Source organism: Saccharopolyspora kobensis (genome assembly GCF_900108315.1).
GTDB lineage: Bacteria > Actinomycetota > Actinomycetes > Mycobacteriales > Pseudonocardiaceae > Saccharopolyspora > Saccharopolyspora kobensis.
Genome location: NZ_FNVB01000002.1, coordinates 1,154,135 through 1,171,924 on the forward strand (window position 1 = coordinate 1,154,135; position 17,790 = coordinate 1,171,924).

The window sequence follows — 17,790 nt, forward strand, 5'->3', positions numbered from 1 at the left end:
TCGCGCAGATGACTTCGTTCGCCCGCAGGCTGACCGCGGAACGCGGCCTGTCGGGATTCACCGTCGAAGAGGTCTGCGAGCACGTCGGGATCTCCCGGCGCAGCTTCTTCAACTACTTCACCTCGAAGGACGACGCCGTCCTCGGGGTGCCCGCCCGCAGGGACGACGAGGACCTCACCGCCTGGTTCACCGGCCGCGGCCGACCGGACGTCCCCGGGATCTCGCCGAACCTGCTCGACGACCTGGCCGAGCTGTCAGTGCGCCGCTGGGACAGCTCGGGAATCACCGCCGAGAGCATGCACGACGTCCGCGCGGCGTTCGAGCGCGAACCGCGGCTGCTCACCAAGGGTTTCGAGCGGCTGCTGCGCGATGAGCAGTCCGACGTGGAGCTCGTCGAGCGGCGCGAAGGCCTGCCCTCCGGCGACCTCCGGGCGGCTGCCGCCGTGCAGCTCATCCAGGTCCTCGTCCGGGCCAGCGCCTGGGAGTTCCTCGCCCCGGACGACACCGGCACCTACGCGGAGATCCTGGGCCGCAGGCTAGCCGCCGCCCGCGAGCTTCTCGCACCACCCCACGACCCCGAACGGACATCATGACAACGACCGCTCCCGCCCCGCTGCTGCTGACCCAGCGGCGGATCTGGATCATCTTCAGCGCGCTGATCGCGGGCATGCTGCTGGCCAGCCTGGACCAGACGATCGTCTCGACCGCGATGCCGACGATCGTCGGCGACCTCGGCGGCGTCGAGCACCAGGTGTGGATCACCACCGCCTACCTGCTGGCGACCACCATCGTGATGCCGATCTACGGCAAGTTCGGCGACGTGCTCGGCCGCCGGCGGCTCTTCCTGGTGGCGATCGCGATGTTCACGCTCGCCTCGGTGGGCTGCGCCTTCGCCACCGACTTCTGGACGTTCGTGGTGTTCCGGGCCATGCAGGGCCTCGGCGGCGGCGGGCTGATGATCCTCTCGCAGGCGATCATCGCCGACATCGTCCCGGCCAGCGAGCGCGGCAAGTACCTCGGACCGCTCGGCGGCATCTTCGGCCTGTCGGCCGTCGGCGGGCCGCTGCTCGGCGGGTTCTTCGTCGACCACCTCACCTGGCAGTGGGCGTTCTACATCAACATCCCGATTGGCATCGCCGCGTTCATCATCGCGCTGGTCGCGCTGACCCTGCCGAACAAGAAGGCCACCCAGCCGATCGACGTCCTCGGCGTGGTGTTCCTCTCGGTGGCCACGACCTGCCTCATCTTCTTCACCGACTTCGGCGGCGACAAGGCGCACGGCTGGACCGCGCCGGAGACCTGGGCCTGGGGCGCCGGGCTGCTCGCGGCGGCGATCGCGTTCGTGATCACCGAATCCCGCGCCGCTGACCCGATCATCCCGCTGAGCCTGTTCCGCAACCCGATCTTCATCAACGCCACCGCGATCGGCCTCACGCTGGGCCTGGGCATGTTCGCCGCCATCGGCTTCCTGCCGACGTTCCTGCAGATGTCCTCGGGCACTTCGGCGGCCGTCTCCGGTCTGCTGCTGCTGCCGATGATGGTCGGCCTGCTGGGCACCTCGATCGCCTCCGGTGGCCTGATCACCAAGACCGGGCGGTACCGGATCTACCCGATCATCGGCACGCTCATCACCGGCTCCGCCATGGTCATGATGACCACGCTGGCCGCCGACACGCCGATCTGGCTGATCTGCGTCTTCCTGTTCGTCTTCGGCGCGGGCCTCGGCCTGATCATGCAGGTGGTCGTGCTGGTGGTGCAGAACGCGGTCCCCGCCGCCCTGATCGGCACCGCGACCAGCACGAACAACTACTTCCGCGAGGTCGGCGCGGCGCTCGGCGTGGCGGTGTTCGGCACGATCTTCACCACCCGCCTCACCGAGAACCTCACCGAGGTCTTCACCGCAGCGGGCGCCTCGGCGGCCGACGCCTCGACCGCCACCGCCACCCTCGACCCGAAGACCCTGGCCCAGCTGCCGGAACCGGTCCGCGACGGCGTGGTCACGGCCTACGCCGACGCCCTCGCCCCGGTCTTCTGGTACCTCCTGCCCTTCATCGGCATCGCCTTCCTGCTCGCCCTGTTCCTCAAGCAGATCCCGCTCTCCGACGTCGCGGGCCTGGTCGACCGCGGTGAAGCGATCGGCGGCGAGGAAGCCGAGCGCCTGGAGGCCGAGCAGCGCAAGGGCAAGGCAGGAGGAGTCACCGCCCAGCACGACACGACGACCTGACCGGCGCACCCGGACAACACCGCCTGCCCGCTGCTCGCGCCGTTCGACCGGCACGAGCAGCGGGCGGCATCACGCCACAGCGGTCCCCTCGAGCTCGACCATCTGGCCCGGGATCGCCAGCCGCGTCACCCCGAGCATCGTCGTGGTCGGAGAAACCCCGGCAGCGCCCAACCTCGACGCGAGCACGCCGTAGTGCTGGAAGAGCAGGTCGACGTCGGTGGTGTAGACGTTGAGCCGGACGAGGTTCGCCAGGGACATCCCGGCCTCGCCGAGCACGGCCTCCAGGTTGTCGAGGCTCAGCGCCACCTGGCCCGCCATGTCGCCGTGGTGCTGGGGCTCGCCGTCGCTCCCCATCGCGGTCTGCCCGGAGCAGTACAGGGTGCGGGAGTGCCCGGAGACGACCTCGCCCTGGTTGAACCCCATCTCCACCGACCAGGTCACCGGGTTGATCGCCGTTCGTTCCAAAGCCACATCAGTTCCATTCGATCCACCGGGCGTCGTCGCCCGCCTGTGATGTCGCGTTGAGCCTCCCAACGAATCACGCCATCCTGCGTCGCATATTCCGATAGCTTTTCTCCCGTGCGCGCCGACCGGTTGGTTTCGCTGGTGCTGCTGCTCCGCCAGCGCGGTCGGCTGTCCGCGGCCGCCCTGGCCCGCGAGCTGGAGGTCTCGACCCGCACCGTGCTGCGTGACGTCGAAGCGCTGTCCGCGGCCGGTGTCCCCGTCTACGCCGAACGCGGCCGGCACGGCGGTTACGCGTTGCTGCCCGGTTTCCGGACGGAACTCGCCGGGCTGAACCACGACGAGGCGCTCGCCCTGCTGGTCGCCGGATCGCGGCGCGGAGCGCAGGCGTTCGGCCTCGGCTCGGCGCTCGCATCGGCCATGCTCAAGGTGGTCGACGCACTGCCGGAGAGCTACCGGGACACCGCGGCCGATGCGGCGCGGCGGCTGCTCATCGATCCCGAGACCGACCTCCTGTCCCGCCGCGTGGTGGCCACCGAGGAGGTGCCCGACGCCGTGGCGACCGAGATCCGGCGCGCGGTGTTCGCCGGGCGCAAGCTGCGCATCCACTACGCGGCTGCGGACCAGGCCCCGAAGTGGCGCACCGTGGATCCGATCGGCCTGGTCACCGTGCGCGGCCAGGGCTACCTGCTGGCTACGAGGTCCGGCGCGGACCGCACCTACCGGCTGGCCCGGGTGCTGGCCGCCGAGGCGCTCGACGAAGCCGCGCAACGACCGGACGGGATCGACCTCGACCGGGCCTGGCAGGAACGCAGCACGCGGTTCCGGACCGGCGGTGATCAGGTCGCCGTGCTGGTCCGGGTGAACCCGGCGCGGCGTGCGGACCTGGCGGGCACGGCGCTGGCCGTCCGCGCCGAGGAAACCGATGCGGACGGGTGGCTGCGGCTGGAGGTGACCTTCCAGGATGCGCGACACGCCGAATGGGCGCTGTGGCAGCTCACCACTGATGCAGAAGCCCTCGCCCCGCAGTGGCTGCGCACCTCCCTGCGCGATCGCGCTGCCGCCATCGCCGCCCGCTACGGAACGTCGCCCTGACGCGCGGTATCGCGCTGCCCCGTGCGCGAACCGAGGAGTTGGACGGTCGCATCCGCTCCTGGACCGGTCAGCTGTTCTGCGCGGCGAACAGGAAGGCCGGGGGTTCGCCACCTCCGTGGCATTCGACCGCGGCACCGCTGACGTAGGAGGCCAGGTCGGAGGCCAGGAAGAGGGCGACGTTGGCGATCTCCTCCGGGCGGGCCATGCGGCCCAGGGGGATCGTGCGCTCGATCGCTTCGACGCCTTCGTCCCCGCCGTAGTGGTCTCCGGTCAGCTCCGTTCGGCACAGGCCCACGTTGATCGCGTTGACCCGGACTTTCGGGGCCCATTCCACCGCCAGGGAACGAGTGAGGGAGTCGAGGCCCGCTTTCGCCGCGCCGTAGGCCGCCGTGCCGGGTGAGGGGCGGAGGGCGCTGACGGAGGAGATGTTCACGATCGCGCCGCCGGTGTCCTGCCGCTGCATCGCGGCGTTGGCGGCTTGCGCAACCTGCAGCGGTCCGGCGAGGTTGAGGCCGAGGATCTTGTCGTGGAAGCGCGGGGAGGCGTCGGCCGCCAGCGCGTACGGCGCTCCCCCGGCGTTGTTCACCGCCACGTCGAGGCGCCCGTGCTGGGCGAGCAGGTCGTCCAGCATCGTGCGGACCGAATCCGCGTCCCGCACGTCGCAGCGCAGGTGCGAGGTGCCGGGGGCCGGCTCGTCCACTTCGGACCGGGCGCAGGTGACCACTCGGGCGCCTGCCGCCACGAACGCCGCGGCGATCGCGCGGCCGATGCCCTTGGTGCCTCCGGTGACCAGGACGACCCGCCCCGCCATGTCCAGTTGAACCGCCATGCGCTCCTCCGTGGTCGGGAACCGGCCGCCAGCCTACCAAGCAATTGCTTTGGTTCGAACCGTTCAGCCGAACTCGACTTCGCCGCCGGTGAGGGCGGGACGCTGCTCGACCTCGGCGCCGAAGGCGATCACACCGGTTCGCCAGCAGCTCACCGACAGCTGATCGCCTGGGAAGACCGGGCCGGCGAAGCGCGCTTCCAGCCTGCGCAGGTCGGCCGGGTGGGCGCCGTACTGCTGGGCCACCGCCAGCGTTGTGGTGGCCAAGGTGCACAGGCCGTGCAGGAACGGTTTCGGTTGTCCGGCCGCCCGGGCCGCTGCCGGGTCGATGTGCATGTGGTGGCGATCGCCCAGCAGCCGGTAGAGCGCCGCCTGGTTCGGGGCGGTGGCGACCGCCAGCCGGTGATCCGGCGGGGTCCGCGGCGACTTCGGGCTCGTGGGGCCGCGCTGGCCGCCGAACCCGCCGCAGCCGGGGGCGAACAGCGTCCAGGTGGCCAGGAAGCAGTCGCTCTCCACTGCCACTTCGAAGAGAGCCGCCGAGCCCTTGTCCCACACCTCCGCCACAGCCGCCGTCATCGTCAGGGAGCCGGATCTGGGCAGCGGGCGCAGCACTTCGAGCCGCTGGGCGCCGTGCACCGCCGTGCTGGTGTCGAACGCGCCCCTGGAACCCAGCTCGTCCGGTGCCCACTGGGCGAGGGTCAGCGCGAACGTCGGCAGCACCCGCAGGCGCTCCTCGAAGACCAGGTCCAGGTCCTGCGCGGTGGCGCCGACCGCCAGCGCGTAGAGGATCGCGTCGCGCTCGGTGTAGTCGACGGTGCGGGTGCCCAGTTCGGCTCCCCGCCAGCTCGCCGCCGTCACTCGGACGCGCCCAGGATCAGGCCGCTGGTCGGCACGCCGGTGCCCGCCGTGACCACCACGTTACGCACGTCCGGCGGCTGGTTGACCGAGGTTCCGCGCACCAGCCGGACCGCCTCGGCGATGCCGTTCATCCCGTGCAGGTACGCCTCACCGAGCTGACCGCCGTGGGTGTTGGCGGGCAGCAGGCCGTCCAGTTCGAGCTGGCCGTCGCGGATGAAGTCCTTGGCCTCGCCGCGGGCGCAGAAACCCAGTTCCTCCAGCTGCGGCAGGACCAGCGGGGTGAAGTGGTCGTAGAGGATCGCGGCCTGGACATCGCCCGGGCGCAGCCCGCTCTGGGCCCACAGCTGCTCGCCGACCAGCCCCATCTCGGGAATGCCGGAGATCGACGGGCGGTAGTAGCTGGTCATCATGTGCTGGTCGGCGCCCGAGCCCTGCGCCGCGGCGAGCACTTCCACCGGCAGGTGCGGCAGGTCGCGGGCGCGCTCCGCCGAGACCAGCACCAGTGCCTGCCCGCCGTCGGTCTCCTGGCAGCAGTCCAGCAGGTGCAGCGGCTCGGCGATCCACCGCGATTCCTGGTGCTCGGCCAGGGTTATCGGGCGCTGGTGGAACCAGGCCCGCGGGTTGGTGGCGGCGTGCTTGCGGTCCAGCACCGCGACCCGGCCGAAGTCCTCCGAGGTGGCACCGAAGTCGTGCATGTAGCGGCGGGCGAACATGGCGACCCACTGCGCGGGCGTGTTCAGGCCGAACGGCGTCATCCACGAGTAGGCGGCGCGATCGGCGCTGAGGTCGACCGGGCGGTCGGCCTGCCCGAGCCCGTAGCGCTCGCCCGACCGCTCGTTGAACGCCCGCCAGCAGACCACCACCGAGGCCAGTCCGGCGGCGATGGCCGCCGCGGCGTGTGCCACCGTGCCGCACGCCGCACCGCCGCCGTAACCGACGCGGGAGAAGTAGGTCAGCTCGCCGATTCCCGCGTTGCGGGCGACGTGGATGTCGGAGCTGGACTCCGCGGTGTAGGTGACCATGCCGTCCACATCGGACGGTTCGAGTCCCGCGTCGGCCACCGCGGCCAGCACCGCCTCGACGGCCAGTCGCAGTTCGCTGCGGCCGGAGCGCTTGGAGAACTCGGTCGCGCCGATGCCTGCGATCGCCACCGAGCGGGACAGGACGCCGGTCATGCGGACTCCTCCTGGGCCGGGAGGTGGACGTCGACCGTGCCGGTGACGTGCGCACCACGGCTGTTCTCGCCGGTGACCGCGACGCGGACGCAGCCGCGATCGGTGTCCTTGCCGGTCACCTCGCCGGTCAGGACCATGGTGTCGCCGGGGTGGTTGGGGGCGCCCAGCCGGATCCGGATGGCCTTGACCACCGAGGCCGGGCCCGCCCACGAGGTGACGAACCGGTCCACGAGGCCGTTGGTGGTGAGGATGTTCATGAACACGTCCTCGGAACCGTGCTCGACCGCCAGCGCCGGGTCGTGGTGCACGTCCTGGAAGTCCCGGCTCGCGATGGCGGTGGCCACGATCAGCGTGCGGGTCAGCGGGATCTCCAGCCTCGGCAGCGCATCGCCGATGCTCACCTCGTCGAACGCGGTCACGAAGTCACCTCCGCGGCCGCCAGGTGCGCGCCGAGATCCGCGAGCGCGGCGGCGGCTCCGCCGAAGGTGCCCGCGATCTCCTTGCCCCACAGGAAGTACCGGTGCGCCGGGTAGTCGATGTCGACGCCGATGCCGCCGTGCACGTGCTGGGTGCGGTGCACGACGTCCAGCCCCGCCTGATCGGCCCACCACTTGGCCACCAGCACCGCGCGGTCGGCGTCGGGTGCGTCGTCGGCGAGCGCGGTGATCGCCTGCCACAGCGTCACATCCACGGCTTCGACGTCGATGTAGCAGTCGGCGAGCTGGTGCTGGACCGCTTGGAAGGTGGCCAGCGGCCTGCCGAACTGGTGGCGCTCGCCGAGATACCCGGCCGCGAGCGCAAGAGCGCCTTTCATGACACCGGTTTGGACCGCCGACAGAGCGACGGTCGCGCGCTGCAGGGTCCGGCGGAACACCTCGGCACCCCCGATCGGGCGTGCACCGGCGCGGTCGAGGTGGAGGTGCGCGCTGAGGCCTCTGGCCGTGGTCTCGGCGAGTTCCCAGCGCAGCCCGTCGGCCTCCACCAGGAAGAGCCCGGGGCCGTCGACGGAAGTCGCGGAGACGAGGACCGCGGCTGCACCCCGCGGTGACGGGACGACCGCCTTGGTTCCCGAGAGCAGCCAGGAACCGTTCTCCAGCGTCGCGGTGCAGGTCGGCGCATCCGGCTCAGCGGGTGCGAACTCCTCCAGCGCCAAGGCGGTCCGCCCCTCGGCGAGGACGCCGTGCTCGGCGAGGGCCAGGGCTGCCACGCCCGCCGACCACAGCGGAACGGGTGCGACGGCCCGGCCCTGTTCCTCCAGCAACACGCACAGACCCGCGAGGCCGAGTCCCGCTCCACCGCGATCCTCGGGCAGTGCGATGTCCACCAGCCCCGCCTTGGCCAGCTCCGCCCACAGGTGCTCGTCCACTCCCGTCGGCGAGGCCTCCACCTCCCGGATCCGGTCGGTGGTGGCCTGGTCGGTGAAGATGTCGCGGGCCAGGTCCCGGACCGCGGCGAGCTCCTCGCCGAGGTGGAAGTCCATTCGTGTTCTCCTTCAGCTCTCGGGGCGGAACACGGGCAGCACCAGCTGCGGGTCCGCTTCCAGCCACTCCAGGCGGACCGGCATGCCGATGGCGACCTCCTCCGGGGCGAGGCCGACCAGGTTCGTGATCAACCTGGTGCCCTCGGCCAGCTCGACCAGCGCGATCAGCAGCGGGTAGTCGAACGCCGGGTGCGGCGGGTGGTGGGCGACCACGTAGCTGTGGACGGTGGCCCGACCCGATGCCTGCACGGTGTCCCACTCGAAGGACCGGCAGTGCGGGCAGCACGGGCCGGGTGGGTGGCGCAGCTCCTCGCAGGACCGGCACCGCTGGATGACCAGGCGCTTCTCCATGGCGGCTTCGAACCAGAACGCGTTGTCCTGGTTCACCGCCGGTCGCGGGCGCGGCGCCCGCTTCTCCGCAGGCCGGAACCGCAGCGTGCGCCACTTCTGGACCGCGACGACGGCACCACCGGCGTCCCGGTAGGTGCGCACCGTGGTCACGAACCGCCCCGGGCCGAGACCGGTGCGCTTCTCCGCCGAGATCGACTCCACGACCTCTTCGGTGCTGACCTCGTCACCGGGTACCAGCTCGCGGACGAACTCGAACTCCGAATCGGTGGCCACCACCGACGTGTAACCGCCGTCGGCCAGCAGCTCCACCAGTTCGTCGAAGGCGGTGCGGGCGCTCGGCGCGCTGCTGGCGGCATAGCCCCGCATGGTCCACGCCTGCATCATCGATGCCGGGGCCACGATCCCATCGCGGCCCGTGGCCCGCGCGGCATCAGCCGAGAGGTAGACCGGGTTCGGATCGCCCATCGCCTCGACCCAGTGGCGGATCATCGGCACGTTGACCGGGTCCTGCCCCGCCCTGGCCGGGACGAGCACGCGTCCGACGTAGGACTGCAGAGCCTGTTCGTAGTGCTCGCTCATGCGCCCCTCTTCCCCCGTGGCAGCCCCAGGCCCTGGGTGGCGATCATGTCGCGCAGCACTTCGTTCACGCCGCCTCCGAAGGTGTTGACCACGCTCTGCCGGGAGAGCTGCTCGACCTGCCCGCCGAGCACGGCTGCCGGGGATTCCGGCCGGATCCGCCCGGCCGCGCCGAGCACCTGCGTCAGGGCGCGCTGCACGTCGATGTGCGTCTCGGTGCCGTACACCTTCGCCGCGCCCGCCGTCGCACCGGTCAGCGCGCCCTCCGCGACCGCCGTGGTCATCTTCCAGTTCATCAGCCGCATCGCCTCCAGCTTCGCGAAGGCGCGGGCCATTTCGGTTCGCACCCAGGGCTTTTCGAGGACCCCGCTGTCCCGGGCCCAGGCCAGCACCTGTTCCCAGAGCTGGATCGTGCGACCGCCTAGAGCCGCCAGGCCGATCCGCTCGTGGTTGAGCTGGGCGGTGATCAGGCGCCAGCCGCCGTCGACCGCGCCGACGACGTGGTCGAGCGGCACCCGGACATCGCTGTAGTAGGTGGCCGTGACGGAGAGGCCGCCGACGGTCTGGATCGGGCTCCAGGAGAAGCCTTCGGTCTCGGTGGGCACGATCAGGATCGAGATGCCGCGGTGCTTGGGCGCTTCCGGGTCCGTGCGGGCCGCGAGCCAGATGTGGTCGGCGGTGTTCGCGCCGGAGGTGAAGATCTTCTGCCCGTTGACCACGAACTCGTCGCCGTCGCGCACCGCCCTGGTGGTGAGCGAGGCGAGGTCGGTGCCCGCGTCGGGTTCGGTGTAGCCGATGGCGAATACGATGTCACCGCTGAGGATTCCGGGCAGGTAGGCCCGCTTCTGCTCCTCCGTGCCGTGCTCCATGAGGGTGGGGCCGACGGTGTTCACCGTGACGAACGGGAACGGCAGGCCGGCGCGCTGGACCTCGTCGAAGAACACGTACTGCTCCTCGACCGACCGGCCCTGACCGCCGTACTCGCGCGGCCAGCCGATGCCCAGCCAGCCGTCGCGACCGAGCATCTTGACGACCTCCCGGAACCGGGAGCCGCCGACGCCCTCCTCTCCCGCCCGCCGGCGTTCGTCCGGCGGGAGCAGCCCGGCGAAGTAGGCGCGCAGTTCCCGCCTGAGCCGCTGCTGCTCGGGCGTCTCTCGCAAGTCCATCGGAGGTCCTCTCGTGTCACCACCGGTCAGGGCAGGAAGCGCAGCCGGCCGTTGGTGGCGAACTGCTCGCGCAGGTCCTGCTTGTCCTGCTCGGTCATCCGGGCGTACGACGGCGCTCCGCGGCCCTGCCACCAGTGCACCTCGTCGGTGGTGCGCCAGCCGTCGGCCTGCATCTCCTTCTTGCGGAGCTTGTTCGACCCGGTGGTGGGCAGTTGCCGGGACACCCGCACGTAGCGCGGGATTCCCTTGGGGCCCAGGTCTTCCTGCGCGGCGAGGAAGTCCGGGAGGTTCAGGTCCTCGAACCGGGCGCGGGTTTCGACGGCCGCCATCACCTGGTCGCCCGAGCGCGGGTCGGGCACCGCGAAGACCCCGGCGGCGAGGATGTCCGGGTGCCGCCGCAGGACTCGCTCGGTCAGCAGCGCGGAGATGTTCTCGCCGTCCACCCGGATCCAGTCGCCCGACCGGCCCGCGAAGTAGAGGTAGCCCGCGCTGTCGAGGTAGCCGAGGTCACCGGTCCAGTACCAGCCGTGCCGGACGCGTTCGGCGTTGGCCGCCGGGTTCTTGTAGTAGCCCTCGAACTTCGCCGCGCCCTCGGTGTTGACGAGCTCGCCGATCGCCTCCTCGGCGTTGCGCACCCGGCCGTGCTCGTCGAGTTCCGCGGGCGGGCACGGCTCGCGGGTTTCCGGGTCGACGACGCGCACTCCCGCGTGGGCCGGAACACCCAGTGCGGAAGGTGGTCCGGAAGGCGCCTGGTTGATCATCCCGGCGCCTTCGCTCGACCCGTAGCCCTCGTAGAGGATCGCGCCGAAGCGGCGTTTGAACTCGGCCCGGTCCTCGGGCGAGGCCTCGGTGCCGAACCCGTGCGTCAGCGTGTTGTCGGCGTCGTCCGGCCGTTCCGGCTGGCCGAGCAGGTAACCGATCGCCTTGCCGACGTAGGTGAAGTACGTCGCGCCGTAGTGCCGCACGTCCGGCACGAATCCGGATGCGGAGAACTTCGGCGCGAGTGCCACGCAGGCTCCCGCGAGCAGCGCGGGTGCCCACAGCGCCATCAGGGCGTTGCCGTGGAACAACGGCATGCAGCAGTAGCAGACGTCGTCGCGACCGATGTGGTACTTGGCGGTGTTCTGCCGCGCGAGCCCGACCAGGCGTCCTTGGGAGCAGATCGCGGCTTTCGAGGCCCCCGTCGTGCCCGAGGTGAACAGCAGCAGCATGCGGGTCTCAGCGCTGATCGACGGATCGCGCACGGGGTCCGCGGGCGGCAGCTGCTCCGCGTACTCCGGCGAGTCCACCAGGACGAAGCGGTTCCTCGGCACGCCGATGTCGAGGCCGTCGAGGAGCTCCAGTCCCGCCGAATCGGTCACCAGCAGCTGGAGGTCGGTGTGGCGCACCTCCGCTTCCAGGTGGGTGCCGCGGCGGGTGGGGTTGATGCCCACGACCGTCGCGCCGGTGAGCGCGGCGGCACCCAGCCAGAGGACGAACTCCGGGACGTTGTCCAGGAGAACACCCACGTGGAACGGGCGCTTCTCGTCGCGCAGCCGTCTCAGCCGGGCGGCGCGAGCCGCGCTGTCGCGGACCACTTCGTCCCAGGTCCAGGTCCGCTCCCGCGAGCGAAGACCGGGCCGGTGGTCACCGAGCCGGTCCAGCAGCAGGTCGGCGATCGTCTCACTACGGTGGCTCATCGGTGGCCGCTCAGGAGGCGTAGCCGGCGTCGGTGCCCCAGCTCTGCGACCGGGGGCTGCTGCGGTCGACCAGGACGCAGCGCGCACCCGTGAAGTTCGTCGGCATGCAGCGGTTGTTGTGGTTGCACAGCGACCGCACGCCCGGATCCGCTTCGATGCGGTTGATCAGGTCGGGTTCGCGGAGCAGTGCGCGCGCCATCGCCACGAACTCGAAGCCCTCGGCCATGCCGCGATCCATGATCGCCTTGTTCGTGATGCCGCCGAGCAGGATCATCGGCAGGCTGACCGCGGCCCGGATCTGCCGGGCGTCGTCGAGCAGGTAGCCGTCCTGGTAGGGGTATTCGCGCAGCATCGTGCGGCCCAGCAGCTTCACGCCCAGCTTGATCGGCTGCGGCATGACCTCGGCGAAGGCGTCCAGCGGCGCATCACCTTTGAAGAGGTACATGGGATTGCTCAGCGAGCTGCCCGCGGTCATCTCCAGGGCGTCGACCGAACCGTCGGATTCCAGCCACTGCGCCACCGCGATCGCCTCGTCCAGCCAGAAGCCGCCCGGCACGCCGTCATCCATGTTCAGCTTGGTGATGACGGCGATCCGGTCGCCGACCGCCTCCCGCACCGCAAGCATGATCTCCCGCGCGAGGCGCGCCCGGTTCTCCAGGCTGCCGCCGTGGGAATCGGTGCGGTGGTTGAGCTTCGGGCTCAGGAACGAGCTGGCCAGGTAGTTGTGCCCCAGGTGCACCTCGACCGCGTCGAAGCCCGCCTCGATGGCCATCCGCGCTGCTCTGGCGTGGTCCTGCACCACGCGGCGCAGGTCCTCGCGGGTCGCTTCGCGCGCGAAGCTGAGCGTGGTCTTGTGGAAGTGCCTGCTCGGCGCGAGCGCCGGCGCACCGTTCGCCTTGGGGTTGGCGACCGGGCCGCCGTGGCCGAGCTGCGCCGAGACGGCAGCACCCTGGTCGTGCACGGCTTCGGTGAGCTTCCGCAGGCCCGGCAGGGCTTCGGGCGTCCACAGGATCTGGTGCCGGTCGGTGCGGCCCTCCGGCGACACCGCGCAGTAGGCGACCGTGGTCATGCCCACCCCGCCCGCCGCGTGCCGGACGTGGAAGTCGACCAGGTCCTGGGTGACCCTCCCACGGTGGCTGAGGCCCTCGTAGGTGGCGGCCTTGATCGTCCGGTTGCGCAAGGTCAGCGGACCGATCTTCCCAGGGCTGAAGACGTCCGGGGCGGGTTGGGTGGTGGTCACGAGCACTCCTGTTCCGCTGGGTTGTCGCGAAGGTAGGGCGATCCGGCGGCACCGCACCGCTGCCGGTCCCGCTCATCGGGAAGCCGCGGAGTTCAGCCGAAGAACGCCTGGCCTCCGTCCAGCGGCACGGTGGCCCCGGTCAGGTAGCGGAGGTCCGGGCCGACCAGGGCGACGACCGCGCGCCCGATGTCGGCCTCGCAGTCACCGATGCGGCCCAGCGGGATGGAGGCGACGAACTCGGCGGCCTCCTCCGGGTTGCGCTCGGTCCAGGTCTTGAGCCCGGGCGACAGGGCGTGCGGTGCGATCGCGTTCACCCGGATCCCGTCCCGGCCCCATTCCGCCGCCGCGGTCCTGGTCAGCGACTTCAGCGCCTGCTTGGCCGCCGCGTAGGCGCCGTAGGTCGAGGTGTCCCACCGCACCATCGCGGAGGACACCAGGTTGATGACCGAGCCGCTGCGTGCTTTCAGGTGCGGGTGGCAGGCCTTCATGAACGCGAACGCGGCGAACGGCGCGGTGCGGAAGCCCCGCTGGAAGTCGTCATCGCTCATGCTCAGCAGCGGGCCGTAAGCGCCGGTGTAGGCGTTGTTGACCAGGACGTCGATGCCGCCCAGCGAGCTCACGACCTGCTCGACCACCGCTGGGACCGCGTCGGTGTCGGCCACGTCGATCGGAAAGGGCTCGGCCCGGCCGCCGCGCTCCCGGATCAGCTCGCAGGTGGCCTCCAGCTTCGCCTCGGTGCGCCCGGCGACCGCCACCGACACGCCCTCCCCGGCCAGCGCGAGCGCGATGCCCTGCCCGACGCCCTGCCCTGCTCCCGTGACCAGCGCGACCTTGCCCTGCAGACCGCCCATACAGCACCTCCTGCTCGCCGTGCGCTTCTCATCCGCCTGCAACAGTGGTGTGATCGCGAGAATCCCGAGCGCGCTGTCCCGCTCAGCGGGAGAACGGCCGAGCGCGGGTCCCGATGAACGGAATCGGGCACCGCTCGTCGCCGTCCGGTGCCGCACGCTGTGCTGCGCAGATTCCCGGCCAGCAGCAGGAGGAACGCCAGCACATGAGCACGATCGATCCGGACACTGCTGCCCCTGCCAGTGCCCTGACCGGCCCCGGTGGCGAATTCGAACTCGTGGAGCAGGACGTGCTCGGCACCCGGCTGCCCGTGTTCCGCAACCGGGCGAGGTCGCTGGCCGAGCTCGTCGCGGCATCCGCCCGGCACGGAGACCGCGACTACATCGTGACCGAGGACCGGAGGATCTCCTTCCGCCGGCACGCCGACCAGGTCGCCGCGCTGGCCACGGCGCTGCGCGAGGAGTACGGCGTCGGCAGGGGGGACCGGGTCGCGATCGCGGCGGCCAACGCACCGGAGTGGATCCTCGCGTTCTGGGCGGCGATGTCCGTCGGAGCCGTCGCGGTCGGCTGCAACGCCTGGTGGTCGGCCCGCGAACTGGACCACGGCGTGCGGCTGACCGAACCTTCCCTGATCGTCGCCGACACCAAGCGCGCAGCGCTGCTGACCGGCTCGCCCGTTCCGCTGCTCCCGCTGGAGCAGGTCGACGAACTCGCCCAGCGGTACGCGGGCGCACCGATGCCCGCCGTGGACGTCGCCGAGGACGACCCGGCGATCATCCTGTTCACCAGCGGAACCTCCGGACGTCCCAAGGGTGCGGTCCACTCGCACCGCAACGTGTGCTCGGTCATCGAGTACCACCGCATGAACGACGCTCTCGCCGCAGCTCACGGCGACCCGATCGATCCGAGAGACCGGCGGTACCTACTGGCGCTGCCCCTCTTCCACATCGCCTGCCTGCACAACCTGGCGGTGCCCCGGCTCGCGACCGGTAGCACCGTGGTGATGCACCAGGGCTCCTTCGACGTGGACCGGGTCCTCCGCCTGGTCGCCCGCGAGCGGGTGACCAACTGGGGTGCCGTGCCGACCCAGGCGCACCGGATTCTGGAGCACGGCGACATCTCGCAGTACGACCTGTCGTCGCTCACCACCTTCTCGCTGGCCTCCGCACCGTCCTCGGCAGCGTTCAAGCAGCGGCTGCGGGAGCGGTTGCCGGTAGCTGAACGGTCCCTTGTGGACAGCTACGGGATGACCGAGACGTGCACCGCGCTCACCGCCGCCTCCCCCGCTGATCTGGCCGAAGCTCCGGAGACGCTCGGACGGCCGATCGCGGGTGTGCAGCTGGAGATCCGCGATCCGTTCGGCAACGCCCTGCCCGACGGGCAGGAAGGTGAGGTCTGCGTCCGCAGCGCCTACAACATGCTCGGCTACTGGAACGACCCGCGAGCCACCGCTGACGCCATCCGCGCAGATCGCTGGCTGCACACCGGTGACATCGGCGTCATCGAGCACGGCCGTCTCCGGCTGAGCGCTCGCCGCTCGGACCTGATCATCCGAGGTGGCGAGAACGTCTACCCCGCCGAGGTCGAGGGTGTGCTCGCCGAGCATCCCGATGTCCAGGAGTGCGCCGTGCTGGGCGTCTCCCATCCGGACCTCGGCCAGGAGGTGTTCGCAGTCGTGGTCATCGCGCCCGGGAGCGTCCTCACCGAGCAACAGCTGCACGACTACGCTCGGGAGCGGCTCGCGCACTTCAAAGTTCCGTCCCGATGGCGGATCACTCAGGAGCCGCTTCCTCGCAACGCCACCGGCAAGGTGGTCCGGACCGAGGTGCGCCCCACCGCCTGAGCAACCCGCGGCTGGCTATGGCTGTATAGGCGCTCGGGGTCGGGTTCCCTGGCAACTGGGCCCTCTGTTGCCAGGGAAAACCCACGAGTCGGGCCCGCCTTCCGTTTCCACTCTTGTGTTTTCAAGGTGCGTGTTTCTGGTGTTGTTGTGTTGTCGTGAGGGTCGCCCCAGTGGTTTGGGGACTGTGGTCCGGTGTCACGGGGATGGCCCGGTATGGAACGGACCCCGTTTGTGGACGGCGAATCGCGAAGTGCGGGTGGCCGGGGCCCGTGCCGGTTGAGTCGTGGAGCTGGCGGTTCGAGTTCGGGCGGTGATGGTTTGGCTCATCGTCGATGGATTCCGTTCCTGATTTGGTTCGAGTCGGGGTTTGGTGATGTGGTGCCTGGGTGTTGGTGGTGGATGGAGGTTGCCTGACGGCGTGTCGTGTGTTGCGGGGCCGTTGTTTGGTCGGTGGGCAGGGTGGGGTGCCCACCCAAGACCGGGGTGAGGTGATCAGGTGCTCGCCAGGGATCTGGACGTTGGCGGGCGGCTCTCCGGTGGTGTGTTCAGGTGGTGGAGGGCGTGGTGGTGGGTGGCGGGTTGGGCTTTCCCTCCGGGCTTTGGTGTGCGTGCCGGGTCGAGGTTTGCCGGTGGTGTGAAGACCGGGCGGCCACGTTGTAGCTCGATGTGCCAGTGGTGGTTGTGGGTGGTGCGGTGGTGGTGGGCGCACAGTATGACCATGTTGTCGAGGCTGGTGGGTCCGCCGTCGATCCAGTGCACGATGTGATGGGCCTGCGGCGTCCCCGCCGGGTGATCACATCCAGGGAACGCGCAGGCGCCGTCCCTTACCAGTAGTGCGGCCCGGATGTGGGTCGGCGCGGTCCGCTGAGACGCGCCCACGTCCAAAGGCAGGCTGTCCCCGCCGAGGACCATGGGCAGGACTTCGCAGTCGCAGGCGATCCTGCGCACCGTTTGCGGGCTTACATACTGGCCGGTGCCCTCCAGCATCCCCGCACCACCAGCGGCGGTGAACTCGCCACCGGTGGGGTTGGTGGGGAGTTGGTTTTTCAGCTGGGTGTAGTCGATGGTGACGGTCAGGTGCGGCTTCTGTCCACCGGCGCGCGGCGTCCCGTCGGTGTCGAGCACCAGGTCGAGCAGAGTCGACAGACCGTCGGCGTTACGCTGCCCGACCGTGCGCAGGTCCTTGATGTCGTCGGTTTCCGGGCGCGGTGCGGCCAGCGGACGCAGGGCGGTGACGAACTTCGCCCCGGTCTCCCGGTCCAGCCGGGCCTTGATCACCAGCATCCCGTCACGAGCCGTCGCATAGTGCAACTCACGCGATTCGAACTGCGCCCGCTCGTCCGCCACAGCACCATCAGCGTCGAGCGTGTAGCGCACCCGGTCGGCCAACTTCGCCAGATCACGGGGACACTGACGACGGGCGTTGTCCACCAGCAACCGCTCAACCTCACCGGCCTGGTGCCGGACGTGCGCGGGCAGCCGGGACACACAGCGGGAGATCACCCGCGCATGCTCCAGCCCGATCACACCCGCACCCAACGCCTCCCCAGTCGCCGGAAGGGACACCTCCGGCCCAGCGACGGCCCCAGTGGTGTTCTCACTGTCCCCGCTGGTGTTCGACGAGGGCGTGGTGGCGGTGGCGATACGGACCCGGTTCGTGGCGTCCTGGCCGTCGATGTTGAGCAGGTTCTGCAACCACACCTGCGTCGAACGCGCACCACAAACGGTGTGCAGGCGGCGGCGGTCGGCCTCGGCGATCAACCGCAGCTGCTGCATACGGGCCTGGCGGATCCGCTGTTCCACCTCCCCGATCCGGGAGGTGAGTTCCTCATCGGAAAGAGACCGAACCGCAGACGACCACACCCCACCCGGCGCGGACACATCCCACGCGGGCAAGGCGGACACGACCACACCCGCGCCAGCGACGGGCGTCACGTCCAGGGAAGCCATCAGCGGTGTCATGCAT

The 17,790-nt window shown here is 70.5% G+C and carries 16 protein-coding genes; 4 read left to right on the top strand and 12 right to left on the bottom strand.

What is annotated here, in order from left to right; translation table 11 throughout:
* The first annotated feature begins 8 nt into the window (after window positions 1-8).
* Complete coding sequence (locus C4T78_RS05140; protein WP_235863018.1) at window positions 9-593, top strand: TetR/AcrR family transcriptional regulator; 585 nt, start codon at window positions 9-11, stop codon at window positions 591-593.
* Window positions 590-2,224 (top strand): MDR family MFS transporter, encoded by a 1,635-nt coding sequence (locus tag C4T78_RS05145; RefSeq protein WP_177247394.1) that lies wholly within the window; start codon window positions 590-592, stop codon window positions 2,222-2,224. The genes C4T78_RS05140 and C4T78_RS05145 overlap by 4 nt, the downstream gene beginning before the upstream one ends.
* Before the next feature lie 69 nt (window positions 2,225-2,293).
* Here C4T78_RS05145 and C4T78_RS05150 read toward each other — a convergent pair whose 3' ends face one another.
* Window positions 2,294-2,689, bottom strand: a complete 396-nt coding sequence (locus C4T78_RS05150) for a RidA family protein (protein WP_093346615.1) — start codon at window positions 2,687-2,689, stop codon at window positions 2,294-2,296.
* A gap of 114 nt (window positions 2,690-2,803) precedes the next feature.
* Here C4T78_RS05150 and C4T78_RS05155 point away from each other — a divergent pair, with 114 nt between their 5' ends.
* On the top strand, window positions 2,804-3,781 hold the full coding sequence (locus tag C4T78_RS05155; RefSeq protein WP_093346612.1) for a helix-turn-helix transcriptional regulator: 978 nt from the start codon (window positions 2,804-2,806) through the stop codon (window positions 3,779-3,781).
* Between the two features lie 67 nt (window positions 3,782-3,848).
* Here the strand turns inward: C4T78_RS05155 and C4T78_RS05160 are convergent, their stop codons facing one another.
* The 10 genes from C4T78_RS05160 to C4T78_RS05205 all read right to left on the bottom strand — a co-directional run bounded on the left by C4T78_RS05160 (window position 3,849) and on the right by C4T78_RS05205 (window position 13,983).
* A complete protein-coding gene (locus C4T78_RS05160; protein ID WP_093346609.1) occupies window positions 3,849-4,610 on the bottom strand; it encodes an SDR family oxidoreductase in 762 nt (253 codons plus the stop codon).
* A 63-nt stretch (window positions 4,611-4,673) separates the two neighbouring features.
* Window positions 4,674-5,465, bottom strand: coding sequence for a MaoC/PaaZ C-terminal domain-containing protein (locus C4T78_RS05165; RefSeq protein ID WP_093346606.1), 792 nt, complete (start codon window positions 5,463-5,465; stop codon window positions 4,674-4,676).
* Window positions 5,462-6,640 carry a lipid-transfer protein gene (locus C4T78_RS05170; RefSeq protein ID WP_093346604.1) on the bottom strand — a complete coding sequence of 393 codons (1,179 nt, stop codon included), beginning with the start codon at window positions 6,638-6,640 and terminating at the stop codon, window positions 5,462-5,464. Before C4T78_RS05170 ends, C4T78_RS05165 begins: the two co-directional genes overlap by 4 nt.
* Window positions 6,637-7,059 (bottom strand): MaoC family dehydratase, encoded by a 423-nt coding sequence (locus C4T78_RS05175; protein WP_093346601.1) that lies wholly within the window; start codon window positions 7,057-7,059, stop codon window positions 6,637-6,639. The genes C4T78_RS05170 and C4T78_RS05175 overlap by 4 nt, the downstream gene beginning before the upstream one ends.
* Window positions 7,056-8,120: an acyl-CoA dehydrogenase family protein gene (locus C4T78_RS05180; protein WP_093346598.1), complete on the bottom strand. Its 1,065-nt coding sequence runs from the start codon at window positions 8,118-8,120 to the stop codon at window positions 7,056-7,058. The genes C4T78_RS05175 and C4T78_RS05180 overlap by 4 nt, the downstream gene beginning before the upstream one ends.
* A gap of 12 nt (window positions 8,121-8,132) precedes the next feature.
* The gene (locus tag C4T78_RS05185) at window positions 8,133-9,050 is read right to left on the bottom strand and encodes a bifunctional MaoC family dehydratase N-terminal/OB-fold nucleic acid binding domain-containing protein (protein WP_093346595.1); all 918 of its coding nucleotides are present in this window, start codon (window positions 9,048-9,050) and stop codon (window positions 8,133-8,135) included.
* Window positions 9,047-10,213: an acyl-CoA dehydrogenase family protein gene (locus tag C4T78_RS05190; RefSeq protein ID WP_093346592.1), complete on the bottom strand. Its 1,167-nt coding sequence runs from the start codon at window positions 10,211-10,213 to the stop codon at window positions 9,047-9,049. Before C4T78_RS05190 ends, C4T78_RS05185 begins: the two co-directional genes overlap by 4 nt.
* A 26-nt stretch (window positions 10,214-10,239) precedes the next feature.
* On the bottom strand, window positions 10,240-11,892 hold the full coding sequence (casI, locus tag C4T78_RS05195) for a steroid-22-oyl-CoA synthetase (RefSeq protein WP_093346589.1): 1,653 nt from the start codon (window positions 11,890-11,892) through the stop codon (window positions 10,240-10,242).
* A gap of 10 nt (window positions 11,893-11,902) precedes the next feature.
* On the bottom strand, window positions 11,903-13,132 hold the full coding sequence (locus C4T78_RS05200; RefSeq protein WP_093346586.1) for an NADH:flavin oxidoreductase: 1,230 nt from the start codon (window positions 13,130-13,132) through the stop codon (window positions 11,903-11,905).
* A gap of 92 nt (window positions 13,133-13,224) precedes the next feature.
* Window positions 13,225-13,983 carry an SDR family NAD(P)-dependent oxidoreductase gene (locus tag C4T78_RS05205; protein WP_093346583.1) on the bottom strand — a complete coding sequence of 253 codons (759 nt, stop codon included), beginning with the start codon at window positions 13,981-13,983 and terminating at the stop codon, window positions 13,225-13,227.
* Between the two features lie 203 nt (window positions 13,984-14,186).
* Here C4T78_RS05205 and casG point away from each other — a divergent pair, with 203 nt between their 5' ends.
* A complete protein-coding gene (gene casG, locus C4T78_RS05210) occupies window positions 14,187-15,824 on the top strand; it encodes a steroid-24-oyl-CoA synthetase (RefSeq protein WP_093346580.1) in 1,638 nt (545 codons plus the stop codon).
* A gap of 492 nt (window positions 15,825-16,316) precedes the next feature.
* Here casG and C4T78_RS05215 read toward each other — a convergent pair whose 3' ends face one another.
* Window positions 16,317-17,786: an HNH endonuclease signature motif containing protein gene (locus C4T78_RS05215; protein WP_103908082.1), complete on the bottom strand. Its 1,470-nt coding sequence runs from the start codon at window positions 17,784-17,786 to the stop codon at window positions 16,317-16,319.
* Window positions 17,787-17,790 lie beyond the last annotated feature (4 nt).